At 63.5% G+C, this 23,194-nt stretch carries 22 protein-coding genes; 6 read left to right on the forward strand and 16 right to left on the reverse strand.

Features of this window, described 5'->3' with window-relative positions; genetic code table 11:
• Positions 1-12: 12 nt before the first annotated feature.
• Positions 13-309, reverse strand: coding sequence for a putative quinol monooxygenase (locus RTI28_RS26300; protein WP_316923205.1), 297 nt, complete (start codon positions 307-309; stop codon positions 13-15).
• A gap of 73 nt (positions 310-382) precedes the next feature.
• The gene (locus tag RTI28_RS26305) at positions 383-1,066 is read right to left on the reverse strand and encodes a type 1 glutamine amidotransferase domain-containing protein (protein WP_316923206.1); all 684 of its coding nucleotides are present in this window, start codon (positions 1,064-1,066) and stop codon (positions 383-385) included.
• A gap of 140 nt (positions 1,067-1,206) precedes the next feature.
• Here RTI28_RS26305 and RTI28_RS26310 point away from each other — a divergent pair, with 140 nt between their 5' ends.
• Complete coding sequence (locus tag RTI28_RS26310) at positions 1,207-2,178, forward strand: LysR substrate-binding domain-containing protein (RefSeq protein WP_316923207.1); 972 nt, start codon at positions 1,207-1,209, stop codon at positions 2,176-2,178.
• 3 nt (positions 2,179-2,181) lie between these two features.
• On the opposite strand, the gene RTI28_RS26315 is transcribed toward RTI28_RS26310, so the two are convergent.
• Both RTI28_RS26315 and RTI28_RS26320 read right to left on the reverse strand, forming a co-directional pair.
• Positions 2,182-3,618 (reverse strand): coniferyl aldehyde dehydrogenase, encoded by a 1,437-nt coding sequence (locus RTI28_RS26315; protein WP_316923208.1) that lies wholly within the window; start codon positions 3,616-3,618, stop codon positions 2,182-2,184.
• 63 nt (positions 3,619-3,681) lie between these two features.
• Positions 3,682-4,374: an OmpW/AlkL family protein gene (locus RTI28_RS26320; RefSeq protein WP_316923209.1), complete on the reverse strand. Its 693-nt coding sequence runs from the start codon at positions 4,372-4,374 to the stop codon at positions 3,682-3,684.
• A 136-nt stretch (positions 4,375-4,510) separates the two neighbouring features.
• Here RTI28_RS26320 and RTI28_RS26325 point away from each other — a divergent pair, with 136 nt between their 5' ends.
• Together RTI28_RS26325 and RTI28_RS26330 are read left to right on the forward strand one after the other, a co-directional pair.
• Complete coding sequence (locus RTI28_RS26325) at positions 4,511-5,557, forward strand: AraC family transcriptional regulator (protein ID WP_316923210.1); 1,047 nt, start codon at positions 4,511-4,513, stop codon at positions 5,555-5,557.
• Between the two features lie 307 nt (positions 5,558-5,864).
• Positions 5,865-7,055 carry an MFS transporter gene (locus tag RTI28_RS26330; protein ID WP_316923211.1) on the forward strand — a complete coding sequence of 397 codons (1,191 nt, stop codon included), beginning with the start codon at positions 5,865-5,867 and terminating at the stop codon, positions 7,053-7,055.
• A gap of 100 nt (positions 7,056-7,155) precedes the next feature.
• Here RTI28_RS26330 and RTI28_RS26335 read toward each other — a convergent pair whose 3' ends face one another.
• Positions 7,156-7,938 carry an SDR family oxidoreductase gene (locus tag RTI28_RS26335; protein ID WP_316923212.1) on the reverse strand — a complete coding sequence of 261 codons (783 nt, stop codon included), beginning with the start codon at positions 7,936-7,938 and terminating at the stop codon, positions 7,156-7,158.
• 220 nt (positions 7,939-8,158) lie between these two features.
• Between RTI28_RS26335 and RTI28_RS26340 the strand changes: the two genes are divergently transcribed.
• Positions 8,159-9,064 carry an NAD-dependent epimerase/dehydratase family protein gene (locus tag RTI28_RS26340; RefSeq protein WP_316923213.1) on the forward strand — a complete coding sequence of 302 codons (906 nt, stop codon included), beginning with the start codon at positions 8,159-8,161 and terminating at the stop codon, positions 9,062-9,064.
• Positions 9,065-9,142: 78 nt separating this feature from the next.
• Here the strand turns inward: RTI28_RS26340 and RTI28_RS26345 are convergent, their stop codons facing one another.
• The 9 genes from RTI28_RS26345 to RTI28_RS26385 all read right to left on the reverse strand — a co-directional run bounded on the left by RTI28_RS26345 (position 9,143) and on the right by RTI28_RS26385 (position 17,991).
• Entirely contained in the window at positions 9,143-10,363 is a 1,221-nt protein-coding gene (locus RTI28_RS26345) for a carbohydrate porin (RefSeq protein WP_316923214.1), read from the reverse strand.
• A 297-nt stretch (positions 10,364-10,660) separates the two neighbouring features.
• Positions 10,661-11,641, reverse strand: a complete 981-nt coding sequence (locus RTI28_RS26350) for a transketolase family protein (RefSeq protein WP_316923215.1) — start codon at positions 11,639-11,641, stop codon at positions 10,661-10,663.
• 2 nt (positions 11,642-11,643) lie between these two features.
• Positions 11,644-12,522 carry a transketolase gene (locus RTI28_RS26355; RefSeq protein ID WP_042126327.1) on the reverse strand — a complete coding sequence of 293 codons (879 nt, stop codon included), beginning with the start codon at positions 12,520-12,522 and terminating at the stop codon, positions 11,644-11,646.
• A gap of 38 nt (positions 12,523-12,560) precedes the next feature.
• Positions 12,561-13,679: an LLM class flavin-dependent oxidoreductase gene (locus RTI28_RS26360; protein WP_316923216.1), complete on the reverse strand. Its 1,119-nt coding sequence runs from the start codon at positions 13,677-13,679 to the stop codon at positions 12,561-12,563.
• A 72-nt stretch (positions 13,680-13,751) separates the two neighbouring features.
• Positions 13,752-13,937 (reverse strand): SDR family oxidoreductase, encoded by a 186-nt coding sequence (locus RTI28_RS26365; protein ID WP_316923217.1) that lies wholly within the window; start codon positions 13,935-13,937, stop codon positions 13,752-13,754.
• 10 nt (positions 13,938-13,947) lie between these two features.
• On the reverse strand, positions 13,948-15,444 hold the full coding sequence (locus RTI28_RS26370; RefSeq protein WP_316923218.1) for a sugar ABC transporter ATP-binding protein: 1,497 nt from the start codon (positions 15,442-15,444) through the stop codon (positions 13,948-13,950).
• 14 nt (positions 15,445-15,458) lie between these two features.
• Complete coding sequence (locus tag RTI28_RS26375; protein WP_316923219.1) at positions 15,459-16,391, reverse strand: sugar ABC transporter substrate-binding protein; 933 nt, start codon at positions 16,389-16,391, stop codon at positions 15,459-15,461.
• 47 nt (positions 16,392-16,438) lie between these two features.
• Positions 16,439-17,392 carry an ABC transporter permease gene (locus RTI28_RS26380; protein ID WP_316923220.1) on the reverse strand — a complete coding sequence of 318 codons (954 nt, stop codon included), beginning with the start codon at positions 17,390-17,392 and terminating at the stop codon, positions 16,439-16,441.
• A gap of 80 nt (positions 17,393-17,472) precedes the next feature.
• Positions 17,473-17,991 (reverse strand): flavin reductase family protein, encoded by a 519-nt coding sequence (locus RTI28_RS26385; protein ID WP_042126321.1) that lies wholly within the window; start codon positions 17,989-17,991, stop codon positions 17,473-17,475.
• 205 nt (positions 17,992-18,196) lie between these two features.
• Here RTI28_RS26385 and RTI28_RS26390 point away from each other — a divergent pair, with 205 nt between their 5' ends.
• Positions 18,197-19,129 carry a LysR family transcriptional regulator gene (locus RTI28_RS26390; RefSeq protein WP_316923221.1) on the forward strand — a complete coding sequence of 311 codons (933 nt, stop codon included), beginning with the start codon at positions 18,197-18,199 and terminating at the stop codon, positions 19,127-19,129.
• Positions 19,130-19,173: 44 nt separating this feature from the next.
• Here RTI28_RS26390 and RTI28_RS26395 read toward each other — a convergent pair whose 3' ends face one another.
• A complete protein-coding gene (locus RTI28_RS26395) occupies positions 19,174-20,691 on the reverse strand; it encodes a xylulokinase (protein ID WP_316923222.1) in 1,518 nt (505 codons plus the stop codon).
• A 40-nt stretch (positions 20,692-20,731) separates the two neighbouring features.
• Positions 20,732-21,637: a LysR family transcriptional regulator gene (locus RTI28_RS26400; RefSeq protein WP_316923223.1), complete on the reverse strand. Its 906-nt coding sequence runs from the start codon at positions 21,635-21,637 to the stop codon at positions 20,732-20,734.
• Between the two features lie 243 nt (positions 21,638-21,880).
• Between RTI28_RS26400 and RTI28_RS26405 the strand changes: the two genes are divergently transcribed.
• Positions 21,881-22,816: a TIGR03571 family LLM class oxidoreductase gene (locus tag RTI28_RS26405; RefSeq protein ID WP_316923224.1), complete on the forward strand. Its 936-nt coding sequence runs from the start codon at positions 21,881-21,883 to the stop codon at positions 22,814-22,816.
• Positions 22,817-23,194: the final 378 nt, after the last annotated feature.

The raw sequence follows: 23,194 nt of genomic DNA on the forward strand, positions 1-23,194 counted from the left end.
CGCGCGGCGGCTTCAGGCGATCTGCAGCGCGCGGGTCACCGAGGGGCTGCCGTGCAGCAGCGGCGCTACCTGCTCCAGCGCCAGGCGCAGGTGCGCGGTCTGCCAGTGCGCGGCTTCTTCCGCCGCGCTGCGCCAGACCTCGAAGGAGCAGAAACGCAGCGGATCGTCGAGGGATTGGTAATAGCCGTACTCGAGACAACCCGGTTCTTCCCGGGTGCGTTCGCTGAGTTCGGCGAGGATGGTGCGTGTCGCGTCGAACGTACCCGGCCTGATGCTGAAGCTGGCCGTTACGTAGAGAGGGGTGGACATGGTCATCGAACTCCGGAGGGACATCAGCCACCCCATGCCGTGCGTGGCAGCGATGGGGTGGCGCCAGGCGGTGCTAGCCAGCCAGTTCCTTGAGCACCAGCTCGGCCACCGGAGCCCCGGAGGCCGGGTTCTGCCCGCTGATCACCCGCTGGTCAGCCACGGCATAGGCGGCCCATGGCTCGGCGGCCTTGGTGTACACCGCGCCGCGTTTGACGATCTCGTCCTCGGTCAGGTACGGCATGTACTGGTCCAGTTCGGCCAGGCGCTCCTCGGCGTTGGAGAAGCCGGTGACCTCCTTGCCGTCGATCAGCAGGGTACCGTCGGACAGGCGGATGTTCAGCAGCCCGACCGCGCCGTGACAGACGGAGGAAACGATGCCACCGTTTTCGTAGATGCTGCGGCTGATCGCCTGCAGTTCCTGGTTGTCGGGGAAATCCCAGACCACGCCGTGACCACCGGCGTAGTAGATCGCCGCGTAGTCCTGCGGGTCGACCTGTTCGGGCTTGAGCGTGGCGCCCAGGCGGCTCATGAAGTCGCTGTCCTGGTACCACTGCCAGTCGGTGGCGTCGGCCATGGCCAGGCTATGCGGGTCGATCGGGGTATAGCCGCCCTTGGGACTCACGTAGTCGACCTGGTAACCCGCCGCCTCGACCACCTTGACGAAATGCACGGCTTCGCCGAGCCAGAGGCCGGTGGCGCGCTCCAGGTTCGGATACTTGGGCACGCTGGTCAGCACAACCAGCATTTTCTTGCTCATATCACACCTCACTGTCGCACTACTGAAAGAAGAGCCAGGCAGGCCGTGGCCAACCTGGCGGCTGCCAACATAGACGCCTCCCGGATGAGCCGGTAGACGCCGGATCGGAAATGACCATTGCACAGATGGAACGCTGAACCATGTACGACCTCAACGAGCTGTACTTCTTCGTCCAGATCGTCGAACACCAGGGCATCGCCGCGGCGAGCCGGGCGCTGGACATCCCCAAGTCGCGACTGAGCCGGCACCTCGCGGCCCTGGAAGACCGCCTCGGTGTGCGCCTGATCAACCGCTCCACCCGTCAGTTCGCCGTGTCCGACCTGGGCATGGAGTACTACCAGCACTGCCTGAACATGCTCGACGGCGCGCAGGCCGCGCAGGCGCTGATCGACGACAACCAGGCAGCGCCACGCGGCATGGTGCGCATCGCCTGCCCGACGGCCCTGCTCAACTTCCTCGTGGCCGGGATGATCGCGCGCTTCCTCGATCGCCATCCCGAGGTGGAAGTCCATCTGGAGAGCACCAACCGCCAGGTCGATCCGCTGCGCGAGGGCTTCGACATCGCGCTGTGGGTCGGCTTCCAGCCTCTGGAGGACAGCGGCCTGATCATGAAGCGGCTGTCGTTCAGTCCGCAGGCGCTGGTCGCCAGCCCCAGGCTGCTCGAACGCCTGGGGCCGGCGCGCAGCCTGGCCGACCTGGGCCGTTTCCCCAGCCTGAGCCTGCCGCCCTGCTCCGGGCAGTCGGTGTGGAACATGGAAGGCCCCGGCGGCGTGCAGGCCACGGTGCGGCACACGCCGCGCCTGGTCACCGACGACATGATCACCCTGCGCCGGGTCGCCCTGGAGGGCGGCGGCATCGTGCAACTGCCCAGGCTGGTGGTGTTCAAGGACATCCACAACGGCCTGCTCAGCCCCTTGCTCGCCGACTGGGTCCCGCGGGGCGGGGTGATCCATGCGCTGCTGCCTTCCAGGCGCGGGATCCCGCAGTCGGTGCGGGTGCTGCTCGACTTCCTCGCCGACAGCTTCAAGGCCCTGGACGTCGACAATCTCTACCAGGGCTATGTGCTGCGCGGCGACGAAGACGCCTGCTTCCTGACCAATGTGGAACCCTGAAGCTCAGCGCGGCTTGCCCAGGTAGACGCGCAGGACCAGGCGCTGCACCCAGCGGCCGTAGGGCGGATAAAACAGCTGGATGGGGAACCAGCGCTGGCGCTTGAACACCGCCTTGCCGTGGGACAGGGTGCGGAAGCCCTCCTCGCCGTGGTACGAGCCCATGCCCGAATTGCCCACGCCGCCGAACGGCAGGTCGTGCTGCAGGACGTGCCAGGTCCAGTCGCCCAGGGTCACCCCGCCGCTGTGGGTACGCTCCAGCACGCGCCGGGTCTGTTCGGGATCCAGGCCGAACGGATAGAGCGCCAGCGGCCGCGGACGCGCCTGGATATAGGCGATCGCCTCGTCGAGATCGCGGTATTCGAGGACCGGCAGCAGCGGCCCGAAGATTTCCTCGCGGGCCACGCGCATCGCCTCGGTCACCCCGGTGATCACCTGCAGCGGCAAGCGCCGCGAAGAGCCCCCCGAACCCCGGCACGACAGCACCTGCGCGCCCTTGTCCCGGGCATCGTCGAGCAGCGCCTGCAGCCGCTGGGCCTGGCGCTCGTTGATGATGCAGGTGAAGTCCGGGCTGGCGACCGGGTCTGGATACAAGCGCTCGAACGCGCGCCTGACCGCCTCGGCGAACAGCCCGGCCTGGCCTTCGGCGACCAGCACATAGTCGGGCGACACGCACACCTGGCCGGCGTTGAAGCCCTTGCCGTGGGCCACGCGCGCGGCGACCTCGTCCAGATCGGCGTCCGCGCCGACCAGCACCGGCGACTTGCCGCCCAGTTCCAGCGTCACCGGGACCAGATGCTCGGCAGCGGCCTGCATCACCTGGCGCCCGACCTGCGGCGCGCCGGTGTACACCAGGTGATCGAAGGGCAGGCGGGTGAATGCCTGGGCGCTGGCCAGCTCGCCGCCGCACACGGCGACTTCGTCTTCGTCGAAGACCTCGGCGAGCATCTGCTGCAGCACCTGGCGGCTGCGCGGGGAATATTCCGAGACCTTGATCATCGCCCGGTTGCCGGCGGCCAGCGCGGCGATCAGCGGCCCCAGGGTCAGGTAGAACGGGAAGTTCCAGGTGCCGACGATGCCCACCACGCCCTTGGGCTGGTACTGGACCCAGGCGCGGTTGCCGAAGAACAGCAACTCGGTCTTGCGCCGCTCGCGCTTCATCCAGCGCCGCAGGTGAGCCATGGCATGGCGGGCCTGGAGGATCGAGCCGAGGACTTCGATCTGCAGGGTTTCGAATGCCGCGCGCCCGCCGAAGTCGGCTTCGAGGGCGTCGACGATGGGCTGCTGGTAGCGGCGCAACGCGGCGATCAGGCGCTTGAGATTGTCCAGGCGGACGCGCTGCGCGGGATAAGGGTGGGCGTTGAACGCCTGGCGCTGGCGCTGCAGCAGCCGTTGCATGCGCTCGATTTCCTGAGCGTCCTGGGCGTGTGACAGATCGGTCATGATGCTTCCTTCCGGGTGTGGTTCGGGGTGCGCTGGCAAGCGCGTGAAGAGACAGGGAGTGGGTCAGAAGCGATAGCCGACGGTGAACGAATAGACGTCCGGATTGGCCTCGATATCGATCTTGCGCTTGACCTCGCCCAGCCCCGGGGTCTGGGTCTTGATGGTGGCGGTGGTGTCGATCCAGTAGCGCGTGTAGGCGAAACCGACGCTCCAGTGCTCGGCCAGGGGGATGTCCACGCCGACCTTGGCCACCGCGCCCCACGAGTCATCCAGCCGCGAGGAACTGGAAGTACCGCCGAAGGCCGTGGTGTAGGCGCGGGTCATCTTCTCTTCGCTGAACCAGGTGTAGTTGACGCCGAGCGCCACGTAGGGCGCGACGCCCAGTACCTCGAAGTTGTAGGCCAGCAGCAGGGCGGGAAACCAGGCCCGGGCGCTGCCGACCTTGCCCAGTGGCGCGGCGACGCCCGCGCCGTCGAAATCGATGACCGGCGGCGCGCCGGCCTGCAGCACCATGGACCAGGGCCCGCTGAGATGGCGCTCGTAGACCAGCGCCAGGGTGCTGCTGTCGCGGACCACGGACTTGACGTGGTCGGGGGTGGTGCCGGGCATGCCGGTCATGTCGGCGGAATCGGTGTTGAACTGCATATCGGCATAGCCGATGCGCACGGCGTTGCGTGGTTCGGACTCGCTGGCGTGCACGCCTGCCGGCAGCAGGATCAGGGCAGCCGCCAGCGATGGGGCGAACATGGATTTCATAGTGGCCTCGGAATTTGTTGTTATTGTTCAGGGGTACTACGGGAGTCGATGCTGAGGCGCGGGGTCGTCTGGCGGGAGGTTGCAACGTGCCAATGTGCGGGTTAATTTCCGCCATCGCTGAAAGGGAGGTCGTCGGGTGACACGGTTGATCGTCGGTTCATACGGAAAGCCCGAGGACGTGCCCCGGCACAACCTGCTCGGCGTGCCGGCCCTGGCCGCGGAGCTGCAGGCACAGGGCTTGAACGCGGAAGAATTGCTGAGCGGCACCGAGCTGTCGCTGGCGCACCTGCGGGATCCCGAGACACGGATTTCGCACCGTCAGAAAATGCAGATCTTCGCCAACATGCGCCACCTGGCCATCCATGCCGACAGCGGCCTGCGCGCCGGCGCGCGGCAACGCATCAGCGATTTCGGCATCCTCGGCTACGCCTTGCTGAGCAGTGAAACCTTCGGCCAGGCCGTCGAATTCGGCATCCGGCACATTCGCCTGCTGGGTCCGGTGTTCGAGAAATCCTTTCGCCAGGACGGCGCTGAAGGCGCATTCGCCGCCCAGGGTTTCTACCCCCTGGGCGAGTTGATGCCCCTGGCGACGGAGTTCTGGTTCGCCTCGATCCACACGCTGGTCGAGTGCGTTCTGGAGAAGCCCTTTCCCGCGCTGCGGCTGCTGCTGCCCTACCCTGCGCCGAGCTACTGGCGACGCTACGAAGAGGTCTTTCGCTGCCCGGTGGAGTTCGACAGCGGCGTGATGGAATTGCGCTTCGATGCCGCGGTGCTGGAACAGCCCTGTCCGAATGCCAACCCCATCACCTCGGCGATGTCGACGGGGTTCTGCCAGGAGCTGATTGCCAACCTGCCGCAGGAATGCGACCTGATCGAATCGGTGCGCCTGGCCTGCCTCAGTCGCAGCGGACGCTTCCCGGGGATCGACGCCGTGGCCGCGACCCTGAACATGTCGACGCGCACCTTGCACCGGCGCCTGTCCGAACACCAGCGCACCTATCAGAGCGTACTGGACGAAGTGCGCTGCGCCCTGGCCATCGAATTCCTGCAGCAGAGCGACATGCCCATGGACGACCTGGCCGCCCAGGTCGGTTTTTCCGACGCGGCCAACTTTCGCAAGGCGTTCAGGAAATGGACCGGGCAGTCGCCGGGGGACTTTCGCAAGAAGGTGCGGGGGGAGTGATCGCGTCAACACGCGACATTGCGCAGCTCGCGTCTGCCCCGGGAGTTGCACAAGCGAGGGCCTGGCGGCATATGACACATGATCCAATTTCCCTCATGTGAATCAATATCACAAATGATGTGCCAGCTCGCTGGATACTCATCCTCCACCCTATCCCGCACAGTAGCGGCCGTTGACGCTATATCCATGCGTCTCACCGGGCCACAACCATAACCTCCAGCCCGGCCGCCTCCCCCGCCCGCACAAGAACCAGAACTCCGGCGAAGGCACCTTTTCGTCTTGCGATCTTGAATCCGGAGTACTGAGCATGAGCAGATTCAGCACCGGGCTGCATCCCGGCATCCTCACCCTGGCGATCACCGCCTTCGCAATCGGCGTCGCCGAATTCATCATCGTCGGCATTCTGCCGTCGATTTCCACAGCCTTTTCCATTTCCCTCGCCAGCGCCGGCAGCCTGGTCGGGTTGTATGCCCTGGCCTTGGCCATCGGCACGCCGTTGATCGTCATCGGCCTGGGACGCTTCCCGAAAAAGACCGTGCTGATGATACTGATCGGCGTGTTTCTGCTGGGGAACCTGGTCTCGGCCCTGGCGCCGAATTACCCTGTCCTGTTGCTGGGGCGCATCATCACCGCGCTGGCGCACGGCAGCTTCTTCGCCATCGGCGCTACCGTGGCAGCGGGTCTGGCACGAGAGGGCCAGGCCAGCAAGGCGATTGCCGTGATGTTCGCCGGCCTGACACTGGCGATGGTCATTGGTGTGCCGCTGGGCAGCTACCTTGGCAACGCCCTCGGCTGGCGCCTGCCGTTCCATGCTGTGGCGTTGCTCGCCCTGATTGCGCTGCTGGCCACCGCCGTCTGGTTGCCGCGACAGCCGGCCAGCAAGGCCGGCAATGCCCTGGGGCAGTTGGCTGCACTGCGCAGCCCGGCGATCTGGGCGATGATGTCGGTCACTGTCCTTGGCTTCGGTGCGAGCTTCTCGGCATTCACCTTCATCACGCCAATCCTGACAGACATCACCGGGTTCTCGGCCAGCAGCGCCAGTCTGCTGCTCCTGGTGTTCGGTGTGGCCACCATGATCGGCAACCTGCTGGGTGGCCGGTTGTCCGATAGCCTGGGATGGGAACGTACCCTGCGTCTGCTGTTCGGCGTATTGGCCCTGACGCTGGTAGCACTGGCTCTGTCGCTGCAGCACAAAGTCCTGATGGTGATCACCCTGTTCGTCTGGGGCATCGTCGCCTTCGGCATGACGCCCGCGTTCCAGACCGGCATGTTGTCCACCGCCCGATTGCATACACCCACGGCAGTGGACTTCGCTTCGGGATTGAACATCTCGGCATTCAACCTGGGCATCACCCTGGGCGAACGGGCAGGTAGCGTGCTGGTGGAAAACGGCGAGCTGGCGATGACCCCCTGGGCCGGTGTGGCTGCAGCCTTGCTGGTGAACCTGCCGCTGACCTGGTTGCTGTGGCGCCGGAAAGTGACCATGGCGACCTGCTGAACGGCGGTAACCGAGTCGCTCTGCTCCAGCGAGGCGCTGCCTGCCAGCTGGAGCGAGAGCAAGAACCTGGAAGCTGAGAATAGCCAGGCCGCAACCGCGATCAAAGTATGCTGCGAATAGTCCCACCCTCCACCCGCATTGCCATTCCATTGAGCGCGGGCGATGCGGCCAGGTGCACCACACTGCGGGCTACCTCCTCCGGCTCGATCATGCGACGGATCAACGAGGTGGGTTCGGTCTGGTCGAAGTAATCAGCCACCACCTGCTGCGGGCTGATGCCCTTTTCCTCGGCGATCTCGGCATGGTAACGACGCACCGCCTCAGTGCTGGTGGGCCCCGGCAGGATGCTGTTGACCCGCACCGCGCTGCCCTTGGTCAGTTCGGCCAAAGCACGGGATATTCCCAGCAGGCAAGACTTCATGGCGCCGTAGTGGACCATCCAGGGCTGCGGCTTGACCCCCGACTCGCTGCTGATGAACACCACCGAGCCCTGTCCCGCTGCCAGCATGTCGGCCAGCACCAGGCGAGTCACGCGCACCGCCGTCATGACGTTCACATCGAAGTAATGAAACCACTGCGCGTCGTCGGTCTCGAAGAAGTCGCGCACCTCAAAGATGCCGACACCGTTGATCAGGTAATCGATCGGGCCGTTGCGCCGCGCCTGCTCGACAAGGCGCTCGGCAACCCCAGGTTGGGTCAGATCGCCGGCGAGACCGCTGCTGCGAGGGCCGAGGGCTGCGCAAGCTTCGGCGACCATCGCATCAGTCAGCCCACTGACGACCACATTGGCGCCTTCGTCCAGGAAACACTGGGCAATGGCCCTGCCAATACCACTGGCGCCGCCGGTGATCAGGACATTCTTGCCGGTCAGTTGGTAATCCATGCTGTCGTACCTTTTGTAGTTGTTCTTGCCAGGAATCTATTACGAATCGGTGCGACAGCCGTATTCACTTCCCGTGCAAACACAATTCAGCAAACGTTGATACGAATCGACGTCACAAGAGTTGTGCGTGGTTAGCGACTGGTCGCGCCTTCGGCAAGTTCTTACCGTAGGGCTGCAATCCAGATTGCTTCCCTCCACTCATCAACAAGAAAGGTCCACGATGAAAATCTTCATTACCGGCGCTTCGGGCTACATCGGTGGCTCGGTAGCCAAGTACCTGGCGGACGCCGGGCACGAAGTCAGCGGGCTAATCCGCGATCCTGCCAAACGCGATGCCCTGCAAGCCCTGGGCATCACCCCAGTACTGGGCACCCTGGATGACAGCTACATCCTCACCCAGCAGGCCCAGGCCGCCGACGCCGTGGTGCACACCGCCGACTCCGATCACCGGGCCAGCGTCGAGACCTTCATCAACGCCCTGCGCGACAGCGGTAAACCGTTCATCCACACCTCCGGCTCCAGCGTGGTCGGCGACGACGCGCGCGGTGCCTACGAACGGCAGGCGATCTTCACCGACGAGACGCCGTTCGAGCCGATGGACATTCGTCGCGACCGTGTAGCGATCAACCAGCGAGTGCGCAATGCCGGCGTGGAACTGGGCATCCGCGCCATCGTGTTCTGCCCGACCATGATCTACGGCGATGCACTGGGCCTGCCGACCGCCAGCGACCAGTTGCCCAAGCTGCTGGCCAAGTCACGTCAGTTCGGCGCTGGCGCCTACCTGGGCGCAGGCGTGCATCGGTGGTCCAACGTACACATCGAGGACCTTGCCGAGCTGTATCGACTGGCATTGGAAAAAGCACCTTCGGCGTCGTTGTTCTTTGCCGAAAACGGCGAGGCTTCGTTCCTCGAGATCGCGACTTCCATCAGCCACGCACTGGGCTTCGAAGGGCGTATCGAGAGCTGGCCGGCGGACGAGGCGATTGCCGAGCTGGGTGACTGGGCACGCTTTGCGATTGGCTCAAACAGCCGCGTACGGGCGGTAAACGCGCGGCAGCTGCTCGGCTGGCTGCCCAAGCGTGAGTCGATTCACCAGTGGTTGCGCGCTACCAGCGTGCATTGGTAAGCCAAGCGGTCTAGTCAGTCCCCCCCTTGGAGGCAAACAGGCGGGTGCAGGTCACCCCACACCCGCCACACTAGCGCCTCACTTCCACCAATACTCCACCTGCACCCCGACGTTACTGCCATGCAGCGCATTGCCGAAAGCTCCGTTTTCAGACAGCGCCGAGCCCGCGGCAAGCTCATTGGCGGCACGCTGCGCTGCCTGGTTCCAGCGCGCATGGGTGTAGTAAAGGCGTATCTCCGGTCGCTGCCAGAAGCCCGGCCCTGCCGGTGACCAGGTGGGCGCGACGGTGAACTTGGTCAGCTTGCGTGTGCCGCCCGGGGCATCGATCTGGTCGCGGCCAAGCTCCGTGATCAGCTTGAACTGGTCGCTGAACGCATACACGGGGCGCACCCCCAGCGACAGCCAGTCCTGGTCATGTCCATCAGGACGGCGGTCCTTCTGGTAGACCACCTGGAACTGCCCGCCGAAGCGCGGCGTCAGTTGCCAGTCAAAGTACTCCACCGCGCGCCAGCTCTGGTTGCCGTTGTCCAGGGCAGGGTCACCGGTGTAGCCCAGGGCGGTGCCGGGGCCACGGCCGTATTGCAGGGCGAACGTGTTCAGCCCGCCGAGAAAACCCTTCTGCTTGTGCTGCGCGGCCACTGACCAGCCGCTGTGGGCGTCGCGGCTGTCGGGCCGTTGCAGATAACTCACGCCGAACTCCAACTCTCCCCCCGAGTTGCTCTTGAAGCCACCGACATTGAAATCGTGGCGGTTGATGTAGGGTTCCTGGAACAGGTTGTCCTTGCGCGAGAACACATAGCTGTACGCGAGGTCGCCAATGGCCACTTCGTCAAATCCGAAGCCCGTGGCGCTCTGGTTCCAATAGAAATAGTCGGAGATGTGAATGTCGTTGCGTCGGTAGTAGCGCCGGCCGGCCCAGAACGCCCCCCCGTTGAGTACCGGCATGTCACGCCACTGGGCGTACATCTGCACCATCCGGGAATAGCCGTGCTCGCCGGTGAACTGTGGACTGTGGCCATAGCCCGCGAACAGCTGGGCCATACCCACCACACTCAGGGTCGAGCCGTCGCCAGGCTTGATCAGGTCTTGAGCCAATTGAAGTTCGGCGAGCTGTTCGCACTCGTTGCCCAAGCGGTACTTCGCGGGTGAGCCGGGAAGCTGAAAGCAGCTCTGGCTGCCGCCACTGGCGGCGCCGCCGACGCCGGTTCGAAAGTAGCCGGTAAACTCCAGGGCATAGGCCGGCAATACGATGCCAGCCAGGGACGCCCCGGCAAGGCTGGTGAGGAACTTCAGTTTCATGGTGGTGCTCCGCTTTGTTGTTGTTCTGTTGCGGGCGATCAGTTTTCTGCGGGCGACAGCTGTCCGTGGCGAGGACGTCAGACACGCGCTCACCCGCCGCACGATCGCGGCGAAAATCGTTTATTGGGGATCTGTAAGGATCGTCAGTCGCAGGAAAGGGTCATGGCCTTGCACTCTTGTTGTTGTATTCGGGCAAGATCTGGGGGATAGCAGGGCAAGCCCTGCCGGGTGTGGCCGGCACGTCCCTGCAGCGGTCGTGGCAATCGTTGCAGGAACGTGCTGGCCCTGGGTTTCAGGTCAGTCGATCAACGCTCGCGCCACGCTCTCGACGCCTTCGGCATCCAGCTTGTAGTGACGATAGAGGTGGGTAGGCGGCGCGATCAGGCTGTACTCGTCATAGATGCCATGACGGCGGATGCGCGTACCGATGCCTGCTTCGGCGATCACCTCGCACACAGCGCCCCCCAGGCCGCCGATGATGTTGTGCTCTTCGACGGTCAGGATCGCCCGGCTCTGGCGCGCCACGCGCAGCACAGCCTCCACATCCAGCGGTTTGACCGTGGTCATGTCCAGCACCCCCACCGAGCGACCCTGGGCATTCAGTGCCTTGGCCGCCTGCAGCGCTGGATGCACGGTCGAGCCTGTGGCGATGATGGTCAGTTCGTCACCGGTAAGCAGCGTGGTGGCCTTGCCGAACTCGAACACAGGTTCTTCTTCATACACCACCGGGTCTCGCCCGCGCTGGATGCGGAAGTAGATCGGCTGCGGGTAGTTGGCCGAAGCCTTGATCGCGGCCTTGAGCTGGTTGGCATCGGCCGGTGCGACGATGGTGATGTCAGCAATCGCGCGCATGATCGCCAGGTCTTCGGTGGCATGGTGCGAGGTTCCATAGAAGCCCAGGGATATCCCGGAGTGATGGCCAATCAGGCGCACCGGCAGCGCCGAGTAAGCGACATCCATGCGAATCTGCTCGCAGCACAGGAGCGGCAGGAACGAGGCAAAGGTGGCCACGAACGGTTTCATACCGACCGCAGCCATGCCGGCTGCGCACGACACCATGTTCTGCTCGGAAATACCGAACTGCACGAAGCGCTCCGGGTAGTGCTGAGCGAACTTGGCCAGGCCGTTGGAGTACTGAAGGTCCGCGGTACCCGCGACCACCGGCTCGCCCTGCTCGACCAGCGCCAGCAAAGCATCGGACAGCGCGTCCAGGCCAGGCGTCTGGGTATTGAGGGCACGGTACTGCCAGGAATTGGGGGACAGGGGGGCAGTATTCATGGTCAGATCACCTTGCTCTTGATTTCGTCGATGGCGCGCTGCGCGTCTTCAGGGTCCAGATAACCCAGGTGCCAACCCGGCTCGGTCTCCATGTACGAGACGCCTTTGCCCTTGAGGGTCTGGGCAATGATGCACACCGGTTTCTCGCGGCCCTTCTCGGCCTTGATGCGGCGCAACAGTGGGGTCAGCGCGGCCAGGTCGTGGCCATCGACGTCATGGACATCCCAACCGAACGCGCGCCACTTGTCGGCCAGCGGCTCGACACCGATGACGTCGTCGACGCTGCCGTCGAGCTGGAATCCGTTGCGGTCGACGATTGCCACCAGGCTGCCGACCTTGTGATGCGAGGCCGCCATGGCCGCTTCCCATACCTGGCCTTCCTGCATCTCACCGTCGCCGAGCATGACAAACGTGGTGAAGTCCTGGCCGAGCATACGCCCGGCCATCGCCATGCCCAGCCCGCCCGATAGTGCGTGGCCAATGGAGCCGGAGGAGAAATCGACACCCGGCACCTTGCGCATGTCCGGGTGGTCGCCCAGCGGGTTGCCCAGGCGGGTGTAGCCATCGAGAATTTCCTTGTCGAAGAAGCCCCACTCCACCAACACCGGGAACAGGCCCACGGCGGCGTGGCCCTTGCCCATCATGAAGCGGTCGCGCAGCGGCCACTTGGGCTCGCCATGCCGCAGGGACATCACGTCGTAGTACAGCGCGGCGAACAGCTCGGCGGCGGAAAACACCGAGGTGTAATGGCCAACCTTGGCGATCTCGATGAGGCGGATGGTTTCCAGGCGGATGAACTGCGCCTTCTCGCGCAAGCGTGCCAGCTCGGTGGGCGTGAGGGCGTACTCATCGGTGTTGCTCGGATCAACTGCTAGGGTCATGTTGCACCTTGGATCGGTAGTCTGTCAGAAGGCGCCGCTCAGGCGCCGACGGCCATTGCTGCATCGAGACGCGGCTGCATGTAACGGCTCAGTCGTGGCATCACTTCACGGGCGGTCAGCTCCATCGAACGACGCCACAAGGCCTCGTCATCCCATTCGTGGAAAGTGGTCATCAGGGTGCCGAACGGGCCGGTCCGCTCGCTGAAGGCGACCAGTTGATCGACCACGCTGTCGGCATCCCCGTAGATCACCATCTCTCGGATGCAGTGATCGACGGTGACCTCGGCATCCGTCATGTCAGGGCGGGTCTTGAAGATCTGCATGTAGTTGTTGCTGGCGAGGTTATCGATCATGTACTCGAAGTAACGCCGCAGGGTGCAGTTCGGGTCAGCCAGATAGTCCTCGGCCTGGGCCTTGGAGTCGGCGACGAACACCGAACGCGCCACTCGCCAGTTGCGCGGGTCGGCCTGGTGTCCGGCCTCCTCGGCACCCTTGAGGTAAGCCTGCCAGTGCGACGCGACCGTGGCGGTCGGGTTGAAGTTCGCGGACATCAGGTCCCAGTCCTTGCTGCCGGCCAGTTTCGCAGTGCTGGAGAACGGGCTCATGGCGGTAGTGGCCGGGCGCGGGAACGGATGCTGGAACGGCTTGGGCATATAGCCGATCTCCAGCTCATGATTGACCGTGTTCACCAGCGACACGTCGAAGAATTCGCCAGAGAACTGGTAGGGTGGATTGCTGCTCCAGATCTTGCGGATCATCTCGTAGCACTCGACCATCATCCGGCCACGGTCCTTGCCGTTACTGCCATAGACTTCAAAGTCGGAGGCCAACCCCCCTGGGCCGATACCCATGATGAAGCGGCCACGGCTCATGTGGTCGAACATGGCAGCGTCGGCGGCAATGCGCGCCGGGTGGTGGTGCGGCAGGTTGAGCACGCCGGTGCACAGCTTGATGCGCTGAGTCAGCGGGATGAGTGCGGACATGAACTGCAGGGCGTTGGTAATCGGCTCGGTGCGCTGCGAGGTGTGCTCACCGATCCACATTTCGTCGTAGCCGACCTGATCGGCGTGGACGACACAGGCAATGTCCTGGTCGTACATTTCATGGTAGTCCCAGCCCTTGTGGTGCAGAGGCTGCATGAACATCGCGAGTTTCATGGTGGTTCTCCTTTATCAGGCGATAGCGTGCCCGGACACCCACACGGGCGCCTTGGCGGTAGGGCGAGGGCGTCAGCTGCCGTGCAGCAGCCAACCGCCGTCGACCGTGATGTCGGTGCCGGTGAGGTATGAGGCCAGGGGCGATGCCAGGAACAACGCCACGTTGGCGATTTCGCATGGCTCCGCCGGGCGGCCCAGCGGGATGTGTTCAAGAACGCGGTTGTGCTCAGGAAGGTGCTGGTATTCGATAACGTCCATCGGCACCTCCTCAGGCAGTCGCCAGGGCCATGATCTGCTGCGGTGCGACCTGCTCACCGTCGAGAATGCCCTGGCAACTGCCACGGGCCATGACCATCACACGGTGGGAAAGGCCAATCACCTCGTCCAGGTCCGAGCTCACCACCACCACGGCCGCGCCACTGCCGGCGAGGTCGGCGATCAACTGGTAGATCGCGGCGCGGGCCCCCATGTCTATGCCACGGGTCGGCTCGTCGAGAATGATCACCCTGGGCTGACGGGCGATCCATTTGGCGATCACCACCTTCTGCTGGTTGCCGCCGGAAAGCTTGTCCAGAGGCTTGTCCGGATCACCCTTGACGCCCAGCGTGGCGATGCGCTCGCTGGCGAAAGCATCGATTCTGCTGCGCGTCAGCAACCCTCGAATGCCGAGGCGGTCAAGGTTGCAATAGGCCAGGTTCTCGGCGATCGAATGGTCCAACACCACGCCTTCGGCCTTGCGGTCCTCGGGCACCAGCACCACGCCGGCGTCAATCGAACCGCGCACACCATCCAGACGCAGGACCTGGCCGTCGACTGTCACCTCGCCGCTGGCCACCGGGTCGACCCCGGCAATGGCCCGGATCACCTCGCTACGCCCGGCGCCGACCATACCGGCGATGCCGAAGACTTCACCGGCGCGCACCGAGAACGAGATGTCCTGAAAGCGCTGGTTGCGGCAGGTCAGGTGACGCACCGTCAACACTTCTCGGGCAAGGGGCGCTGCGATCACCGGGAACAGCCGCTCGATCGAACGGCCGACCATCTGTGCCACCAACACGCCCACCTCAACATCCGCTTGAGCGTGATGGGCGACCAGGTGGCCGTCACGCATCACCACAATGCGGTCGGCGATACGGCCGATTTCTTCCATTCGGTGGCTGATGTAGATGAACGACACGCCTTCGCGCTTGAGCGCCTCGATCTGCTCGAACAGCCGTTCAGTCTCCTCCCCGCCCAGCGCAGCGGTGGGCTCATCGAGGATCAGCAACTGCGAGTTCAGGGTCAGGGCTTTGGCGATTTCCACCAGTTGCTGAGCGGCAATGCTCAGCTCGCGTACCAGTGTGTCCGGCGAAATGTCCAGTCCCAGGCGCTCGAGCTGCACCTGTGCCTCGCGGCGCATACGCGGGCGGTCCACCACGCCATTGCGGGTCGGCAGATGGCCAAGGAAGATGTTCTCCGCCACGCTCAGCTCAGGCAGTAGCTGAATTTCCTGGTGGATCATGATCACCCCCAGGGCAATGGCATCCTTCGGGCAGGTCGGCGCATAGGGCTGACCTTCGAGGGTCATGCGGCCACGGCTTGGACACAGGGAGCCGGCGATGATCGACGACAGCGTGGACTTGCCAGCGCCGTTTTCGCCGAGTAGCGCCACCACTTCACCGCGGCCGATTTCCAGGCTGATGCTCTCCAGCACACCGATACCGTTGAATGACATCCCCAACTGGTCGGCGCGGAAGAATGGCGCGTGCGTGCTTGCCATTTTCATGCTCGGCGTCCTTTTCATGGGTGGCGGGCGATGAACGTCTCGACGTTCTCGCGGGTGGTGACGAAAGCGGGCAGCGCCTGATGCTTCTCCACCGGCGCGCCAGCCTTGAGGGCAAGCGCAGTGCGCAGGGCGATACGGCCCATCTCCACCGCTTGCTGAGTGATGGTCATGTCCATCTTGCCGTCGCGGACCGCCTCCAGCGCAGGACGCAGGCCGTCGTAGCCGAAGATCCACACCTTGTGCTGCACGTTGGCCACGCGCACGGCCTGGGCGGCGCCCAGGGCCGGAGCATCCGAGCGGCCAACGAAGACATCGATCTGCGGATGCTTCTGCAGCATGTCCTGGGCCACCTTGAAGCCGTTGTCCTGCAGCCAGTCGGTGGGTTTGCGATCGATGATCACCATGCCCGGGGTCTTGGCCAGTTCGACATCGAAGCCGTCGGCGCGGGTCTTCTCGGTGGTGTCGCCAAGGGTGCCCTGGAGCAGGCCGATCTGCGCCTTGCCGCCGGTCAGTTTCACCACCTGGCGCGCCAGTTCGGCGGCGGCAGCGGTGTTGTCAGTGGAGACGTACGCATCACACTCGACGTTCTTCGGGAAGTTATCGACGCACACCACCGGTACACCCTGCTGCCTGGCCAGGCGTACTGGTACCGCCGAGGCAGCAGAGCCGGTGGCGGTGTACAGCAGCACGTCGATACCTTTGCTCAGCAAGTCCTGGATCTGGCTGACCTGACGCGCGGCGTCGGCCTGCGCGTCAACGACCAGCACCTCCTTGATGCCATCCTTTGCGGCCTGCTCCAGCACGCCGTCACGCACCATCAGGTAGAACTCCCATTGCAGGCTGGGGATCGACATACCGACTTTCAGCGGTTTGCCTTCAGCACTGGCCAGGGCGGGCAGCAGCAGCAGGGCAAGAAAAACGCGCACGCGCGAAGAGAAAACGTTCATTACACGCCTCCAGAATTGTTCTGATTGTCAAAGGCTGATGCGGGGGGTTACGCGGTCTTTCGCTTCATGGCATCGAGCATCACTGCAGCGGCAATGACAGCACCAATGATCACTTGCTGGACGAAGGGCGAGATGCCGGCCAGGTTCAAGCCGTTGCGCAGTACGCCGATGATCAGGACGCCCACCAGCGTGCCGACCACGCTGCCAGCGCCGCCCTTGAGGCTGCCGCCGCCGATCACCACCGCGGCGATCACATCCAGTTCGTAGCCGACCCCGGCACCGGCGCCGGCAGTGTCAAGGCGCGACGTGAGGATGACCCCACCCAGCGCGGCGGTGATACCGCAGACCACGTAGACGATGGCGGTATGGGTCTTGACCCGGATGCCCGACAGCTTGGCCACCTTGGCGCTACCGCCGATGGCGTAGAGGCTGCGCCCGGCCACGGTAAAGCGCAGCACGAACCAGAACAGCAGGGCCAGAACCACGAAACAGGCCACGGTCAGCGACACCACGCCGGCGTAGCGGATGATGGAAAGGTTGCCGAACCATTCCGGGAAGCCGCTGATCTGCGTACCGTCGGTAACCATGTAGGCCAGGCCACGGGCAACGGACATCATTGCCAGCGTGGCGATGAACGAAGGCAAGCCGGCACGCACCACCAGCATCGCAGTGACACCGCCGCAGGCTGCTCCAGTCAGCAGTGCCGCGCCGATTGCCAGGCCCATGGGCAGGCCCATGACGTGCTCGGCCCAACTCATGACCATGATCGACACGGCCAGCACCGCCCCGACTGACAGGTCGATTCCGCCGATCAGGATAACCAGTGTCATGCCCAATGCCATGATGCCCAGCACGGTCACCTGATCGAGGATATTGAGGAGGTTGCTCAAGGTGAGAAATGCGTCGGTGGTCAAGCTGAGCACCACGCACAGAACAACCAGGCCAAGCAACGGACCGGTGATACCCGACGCCTGGGCGTTGAGCTTGAATGAAGGTGGCATCAGGCGCACCTTGGAACTGAAGCCGTACATACGAACACCACTTCTTGTATTTATTTGAGGGGTACGAGCATTGAGTGCAGTCAGGCTGCCAATTCCCTGAAGCGCCCACCCATGTACACGAGTGGCGACTCCAGCGACTGGGTCATGACGTTCACGACATTGCCGATGAAGATGGTGTGAGAGCCGTATTCCACCTCCTGGACGACTTCGCAGAAGATCGAAGCCTGGGCGTCGGCCAGGTAGCGCAGCCCGTTGACGCCTACCGCCCAGTCACCATCGACGAAACGCCGGTCTCGCAGTTCAGGCTTGCTGAAGATGGCGCACAGGGCCTCATGCTCCTTCTGCAGCATGTTCACGCAGAACAGGCCGGATCGTTTGATAATCGGTGACGCACTGGAACTACGGTTGACGCAGACCAGCGCAGAGGCGGGATCCATCGAAACCGAGGAGAAAGCTGTGGCAGCCAGGCCGTGCGGGCAGCAGTGCTCGTCGACAGTGGTGACCAAAGTGACCGATGAGGCGAAACGCCCCATGGCGCTGCGAAACAGATCGGCGACATCCTGATTGCCGTGGATGGTTTGATTCGATGCAACTGACATCATTCAACTCCTCTTAGCGTTGAGCCTGTTGCCATGTTAAGGAGCGTTGTTACCTGACAAGTATTCGATTTTCCCGGAATGACTTTTCAGGGAATTCGAAAGGCCGTTCCCTGTATTCACCGCCTTCAAGCCATTACATTGCCAACCTTTAAGCAGGCGTGAAAAATGATGCCCTGGCACGCAATGACGACAACGAGGTGACACCATGGCAGACAGGCTCCAGGACCTACGGCTGTTCAGGCTGGTGGTACAAAGCGGTTCATTGTCGATGGCCGGGCGTCAGCTTGGCCTTTCACCAGCCGCCATGAGCGGTCGCCTCAAGGCGATGGAGGAGTTCTATGGTCTTCGTCTGCTCAAACGCAACACACGTGGGTTGAGCCCCACCGCCGAAGGCGTGTACCTGTTTGAGGCGGCGCAGAAGATCCTGGAGGACGTCGAGGCGCTCGACAGCGTCATCCGTGGCGGTAGTGCACAACTGCGTGGCACGATCGGCGTTACCTGCCCCACCGACCTGGGCCGCCAGTGGGTCAGCCAGTTGGTCGACGCTTTCGTCGAGCAGCACCCCCATGTCACCGTGCGACTGTTCTTCACCGACCGCTTGCTGGATTTCGTCGAGTCCGGCTCGGACATCGCGATCCGCTATGGCAACCTGCCTGACAGCACCCTGGTCGCGCGTTCGCTGGGTGGTGACCGTCGCATTGTCTGCTGCTCCCCGGATTACCTGGCACGCCACGGTGCGCCGCTGTGCCCGGAGCACCTGCTGGAGCACAACTGCCTGATTCATCTACAGGCGGATTTCCCCCAGGACAAGTGGCGTTTCACTCGTGACGGGGAAACGTTTTCGGTGCACGTCCAGGGTAATCGCCTGGTCAACGATGGCTTCACCCTGCGCCAATGGGCGCTGCAAGGGCTGGGGATCGCCTGGAAGTCGGTCTGGGAGGTTGCCGAAGATATTCAGGAACAGCGGCTGGTTCCGTTGCTGGAGGATTTCAGCTGCCCAGCGACCGGTTTCCATCTGCTGACTGAGGGCGGTAAGAAACTGCCCCAGCGGGTACGGGCGTTCGTCGATTTCGCAGTGCGCTATTTCAACGAACTGGAAACACCTGCGCGCCACCTGCTCAGACCCGTGGGACATTGAGGGGTCGAGAAGATCTGCAACCGCGATGAGGCCAGCAGACCGGGTTACATGGATGCCAGCCTCGCCATGTCTCGGAACACCGGCTCGAGCGCTTCCAGCATCCTGCCGTACACCTCCCGCCGTTGCTGGTACAACCCGTGCCTGGCTTTGTCCGGCAGCGTGACCCCATGCACCGCCCCCGCCACCCGTCCGGCAGCCTTGTTCAGGTCGCTGAATACCCCAGCTCCGTGGCCAGCCAACAGCGCCGCCCCTCGGGCCGCCGCCTCGAATACCCCGTGACGACGATAGGCCAGCCCTAGCACGTCGGCCTTGACCTGGTTGAACACCTCGCTCGAGGCTCCCCCGCCTACCACCACCACACCGCCCTCGACGGGCCTCAAGCCGGTGCCCAGCATGGCCTCCAGAAAACTGGCGTACTCAAAGGCGGTAGCCTCGACCATCGCCCGTTGCATGTCGGCCAGGCCGTGCTGCCAGGTCAGTCCGACAAAGGCTCCGCGCATATCCGCAAACAACGGTAGATGACGGCCGCCCATGTGCGGTACGAACAACAACGGTGGCACCTGGGTGAGTTCTCGCAATGCCGCGCTGACATCCTGAGGCGGGCGGGCTTCAGCCCGCAGCGACTCCAGCCAGTCACAGCACAACCCGCCGCCACCGACGTAGCCGGCGCTGTAATAGAGCCCCGGTATGCAGTGGCGCAGCGTCAGCAAGGTGTGGTGCTGGTCGTCCACGGTGAAGTCGCCACGTACCGCGCAGAACACCGAGCCGGTGCCCGCAATGTCTACCAGCTGCCCTGGCACTGACACGCCACTGCCCAGCAGGGTCGCGGCGATATCACCGCATCCGGCGAAGACCGGCGTCCCCTGAAGAAGACCAAGCGCCCGGGCGATGTCGCGGCTCAACCCACCGATCCGCTCCCACGGTTCCACGACGCGCGGCAGGTGCGCAGGATCAAGCTCCAGGGCCCGGACCAGGTCAAGGTTCCAGCCGCCGGCGGCAACATCGGCAAAACAGTTGAACCCCAGGCACGTGGTATCCATGAACGTCGCTTGCCCAGGCAGCCCACACAGCCGTCCGGCCACTACAGCACAAGGGACCGTCAGCTTGCACAAGCGCTGGTAGAGATCTGGCTGTTGCTGGCGGATCTGCAACCACCTGGCGCCGTGGCTGGCGATCAGTTGGCTGCCCGAGCGCGCCACGATCTGCCGCTCATGCGGCCGTAACAAGGCCACGCTCGAGGCACAGGACAGGTCGAGCCATGCATCGCAGGAAGCAGCGGGGTCACCCATGGCATCCACCGCGCAGAGTCCGGCCATCTGTCCGCATAATGCGATCCCGGATACCTGCGCCGGGCTCGCCCGGGCTTCGTCAAGTGCTTGCCGGATGGCCGCCAGCGGTGCCTCGAGAAAACCCTCCCGAACCATGCCCTGCCCCGAGCGCCGCGTCATCGGCACATCGCCTACTCGTGCGACACCCCGCAAGGTGCCCTGGGCATCGAGAGCCACGGCCCGGGTGCTGGAGGTACCAAGATCGACACCGATGAGAATCGCCTGGCTGCTCACGTTGCGCACTCCAAGCAAAGTAACCGGAGCACGGCCACGGTCATTGAACGTGCACGTGCTCGACGAGAAAATCCAGCACCGCGCGAACCCGAAGCGGTACATAGCCATCCTGGCCGACGAACACTGCATGCACCTCTTCCAGGTCGCCTGGGTTGTACGCCTCCATCACCGGCACCAGACGCCCCTCGGCAATGTCCTCACGCACCCGGAAGGCGGCCAACCTTGCCAACCCGGTGCCATTGAGCGCCAGGTGGCGCAGGGCTTCACCATCGCTGGCCTGAACGCTGCCGGCCGTGACTACCTTGATCACCTGGTCACCCTCCTGCAGGGGCCAGCCATTGAAGGCTCGCGCATAATTGGCCGTCAACAGGTTGTGGCGCTGCAGCGCTGCGGGACCGTCCGGAATACCATGAAGTTGAAGATAGCCGGGCGCGCCGACGATCACCATACGTGTATGGCCAAGCTTGCGAGCGATCAGGTTGGAGCTTTTCATGGGGCCTGCTCGGACAGCGATATCGGTACGCTGACCGACGACGTCGACCACCTCGTCGGTCAGCACCAGATCGAGCTTCACTTCTGGCAGGTGCTCGATGAGCAGTGGGACCAGCGGCAACAGGTAGTGATAACCGAAGGCCATGTTGGCATTGATGCGCACCCGTCCTCGCGGCGCATCCTGGGAGGCAACGTTGCGCTCCAGTTCGTCCAGATCGGCGAGTAGGCCCATACCCCGCTCGTAGTAAGCGCGACCTTCATGGGTCAGGCTCAGCTGACGGGTCGAACGGTTGAACAGTCGTGAGCCCAATCTCCCTTCCAGGCGTGCAACCAGCTTGCTCACCGCCGAGGGCGTTATACGCAGGTCTCGCGCCGCCGCCGAGAAGCTTCCGGCCTGGACGACACGCACGAAAACCTCCAGCTCACCGGAGCGATTGATATCAAGTCGGGCCATTGCTGATCCTTGGGCACAAATAGGAAAAGGTTAACTTGCGGCGTGAGGGCTGGGCAGGCGGCGACGGGTTAAAACTGTTTTCGAAACAACTGAAAAGTGTGGCAACTCCCTCCACAAGGGGCGATTGACATCCCAGCCTCTTACACGAACTCAATTCACAATTGATTTGAATTATCTGGGTCTACTGCACGACCTGACGCTGTCTTAGGCTGGACGCCATTTCTTGTCTTGCGATCCTTAGCCATGAATCCTACTTTGCAGAAACTTGCCTCTGGAGGCCTGAGCATCGGCCTGGAACTTCCTTTGGACAACGATTGGAACAGTGTGCGCGAGCAGTCTCGGCAGCAGGCTGGGACACCGTTCGGGATACCCGATCTAACCCACCACGCGCGCCTGGCTACCCTCGCCGACCGCCTGGGATTCCGAGCGCTCTGGGTACGTGACGTGCCCCTGTACGATCCAGGATTCGGCGATGCTGCACAGGTATTCGAGGTCTTCACCTACCTGGGTTTCCTGGCCGGGGTGACCAGCAATATCCTTCTCGGCACCGCCGCCGTGGTGTTACCGATCCGCGAACCGTTGCTGACCATGAAGGCGGCTGCCAGCGCAGACGTGCTAAGTGGCGGACGCTTGCTGCTGGGGGTGGCCAGTGGTGACCGACCGGTGGAGTATCCTTTGTTCGGCCGCGACTTCGATAACCGTGGCGAGACGTTTCGAAAGCAAATCACCCTGCTGCGTGAGTGGCGCAGTGCCGATCTACCAGCTGGCGTCGAAGTACTCCCGAGGCCGCGCCAGCCTTTACCGCTGCTAGTGGCGGGCCTGGCGCAACAGAGCCCGGCCTGGGTCGGCGAGCATTTGGACGGCTGGCTGGCCTACCCTGGCACTCCCGCCGAACACGTGCATCGCGCGGGGGTGTGGCGTGAGGTGGCGGGAGACAAGCCCTACGTGTCGTTCATTCACCTGGACCTGGATGAAAACCCCGAAGCGCCGCTGGAGCGTCACCGCTTCGGCTGCAAGGTCGGGCGCAAGGGGTTGATTGCAGAACTCGAGGCCATGCGCGCGGCAGGCGTGGCGCATATTGGTCTACATTTGCGGCACAACCGGCGGCCGTTGGACCAGACATTGGAGGAATTGGGAACATTCGTGCTACCGCATTTCCATGGGGAGCCGCGTGTTTAATAGTGCCCGCGCTTCGTCGCGACGAGTCCGCACATCCCATTCTGGCCTCGAATCTGGCCTTGAAATATCCGGATACTGCCGGTTATCAGTGGTTTTCGCTGCAACGAAAAAAGGCCCTTACCAGACTGTGTGAAAACACACTGACAGGCCCTATACCAAACGCCCCGACTTGTTCGGGGCGTTTGTTTTTGTGCTGAAAAAGGCTCTTCAGCCCATCAGTTGCATCATTTGCTTGGCACCCAGGACACAGCCCATCAGTTGCATCATTTGCTTGGCACCCAGGACACTGATCGCCCGCTTGAGGTTGTAAGCGGTCACGGCAAGAGCCATTTCAGCTCTTGTCCCTTCGAGTTGTCGCAGCAGGAAGCGCCCGTTCCC

This window comes from Pseudomonas sp. zfem002 (assembly GCF_032621685.1).
Classification (GTDB): Bacteria; Pseudomonadota; Gammaproteobacteria; order Pseudomonadales; family Pseudomonadaceae; genus Aquipseudomonas; species Aquipseudomonas japonica.

What these genes read in the sequence shown, in the direction of transcription:
- RTI28_RS26300 (WP_316923205.1), bottom strand. Translation starts at nt 309, where the DNA reads ATGTCCACCCCTCTCTACGTAACGGCCAGCTTCAGCATCAGGCCGGGT.
- RTI28_RS26305 (WP_316923206.1), bottom strand. Translation starts at nt 1,066, where the DNA reads ATGAGCAAGAAAATGCTGGTTGTGCTGACCAGCGTGCCCAAGTATCCG.
- RTI28_RS26310 (WP_316923207.1), top strand. Translation starts at nt 1,207, where the DNA reads ATGTACGACCTCAACGAGCTGTACTTCTTCGTCCAGATCGTCGAACAC.
- RTI28_RS26315 (WP_316923208.1), bottom strand. Translation starts at nt 3,618, where the DNA reads ATGACCGATCTGTCACACGCCCAGGACGCTCAGGAAATCGAGCGCATG.
- RTI28_RS26320 (WP_316923209.1), bottom strand. Translation starts at nt 4,374, where the DNA reads ATGAAATCCATGTTCGCCCCATCGCTGGCGGCTGCCCTGATCCTGCTG.
- RTI28_RS26330 (WP_316923211.1), top strand. Translation starts at nt 5,865, where the DNA reads ATGAGCAGATTCAGCACCGGGCTGCATCCCGGCATCCTCACCCTGGCG.
- RTI28_RS26335 (WP_316923212.1), bottom strand. Translation starts at nt 7,938, where the DNA reads ATGGATTACCAACTGACCGGCAAGAATGTCCTGATCACCGGCGGCGCC.
- RTI28_RS26340 (WP_316923213.1), top strand. Translation starts at nt 8,159, where the DNA reads ATGAAAATCTTCATTACCGGCGCTTCGGGCTACATCGGTGGCTCGGTA.
- RTI28_RS26345 (WP_316923214.1), bottom strand. Translation starts at nt 10,363, where the DNA reads ATGAAACTGAAGTTCCTCACCAGCCTTGCCGGGGCGTCCCTGGCTGGC.
- RTI28_RS26350 (WP_316923215.1), bottom strand. Translation starts at nt 11,641, where the DNA reads ATGAATACTGCCCCCCTGTCCCCCAATTCCTGGCAGTACCGTGCCCTC.
- RTI28_RS26355 (WP_042126327.1), bottom strand. Translation starts at nt 12,522, where the DNA reads ATGACCCTAGCAGTTGATCCGAGCAACACCGATGAGTACGCCCTCACG.
- RTI28_RS26360 (WP_316923216.1), bottom strand. Translation starts at nt 13,679, where the DNA reads ATGAAACTCGCGATGTTCATGCAGCCTCTGCACCACAAGGGCTGGGAC.
- RTI28_RS26365 (WP_316923217.1), bottom strand. Translation starts at nt 13,937, where the DNA reads ATGGACGTTATCGAATACCAGCACCTTCCTGAGCACAACCGCGTTCTT.
- RTI28_RS26370 (WP_316923218.1), bottom strand. Translation starts at nt 15,444, where the DNA reads ATGAAAATGGCAAGCACGCACGCGCCATTCTTCCGCGCCGACCAGTTG.
- RTI28_RS26375 (WP_316923219.1), bottom strand. Translation starts at nt 16,391, where the DNA reads ATGAACGTTTTCTCTTCGCGCGTGCGCGTTTTTCTTGCCCTGCTGCTG.
- RTI28_RS26380 (WP_316923220.1), bottom strand. Translation starts at nt 17,392, where the DNA reads ATGCCACCTTCATTCAAGCTCAACGCCCAGGCGTCGGGTATCACCGGT.
- RTI28_RS26385 (WP_042126321.1), bottom strand. Translation starts at nt 17,991, where the DNA reads ATGTCAGTTGCATCGAATCAAACCATCCACGGCAATCAGGATGTCGCC.
- RTI28_RS26390 (WP_316923221.1), top strand. Translation starts at nt 18,197, where the DNA reads ATGGCAGACAGGCTCCAGGACCTACGGCTGTTCAGGCTGGTGGTACAA.
- RTI28_RS26400 (WP_316923223.1), bottom strand. Translation starts at nt 21,637, where the DNA reads ATGGCCCGACTTGATATCAATCGCTCCGGTGAGCTGGAGGTTTTCGTG.
- RTI28_RS26405 (WP_316923224.1), top strand. Translation starts at nt 21,881, where the DNA reads ATGAATCCTACTTTGCAGAAACTTGCCTCTGGAGGCCTGAGCATCGGC.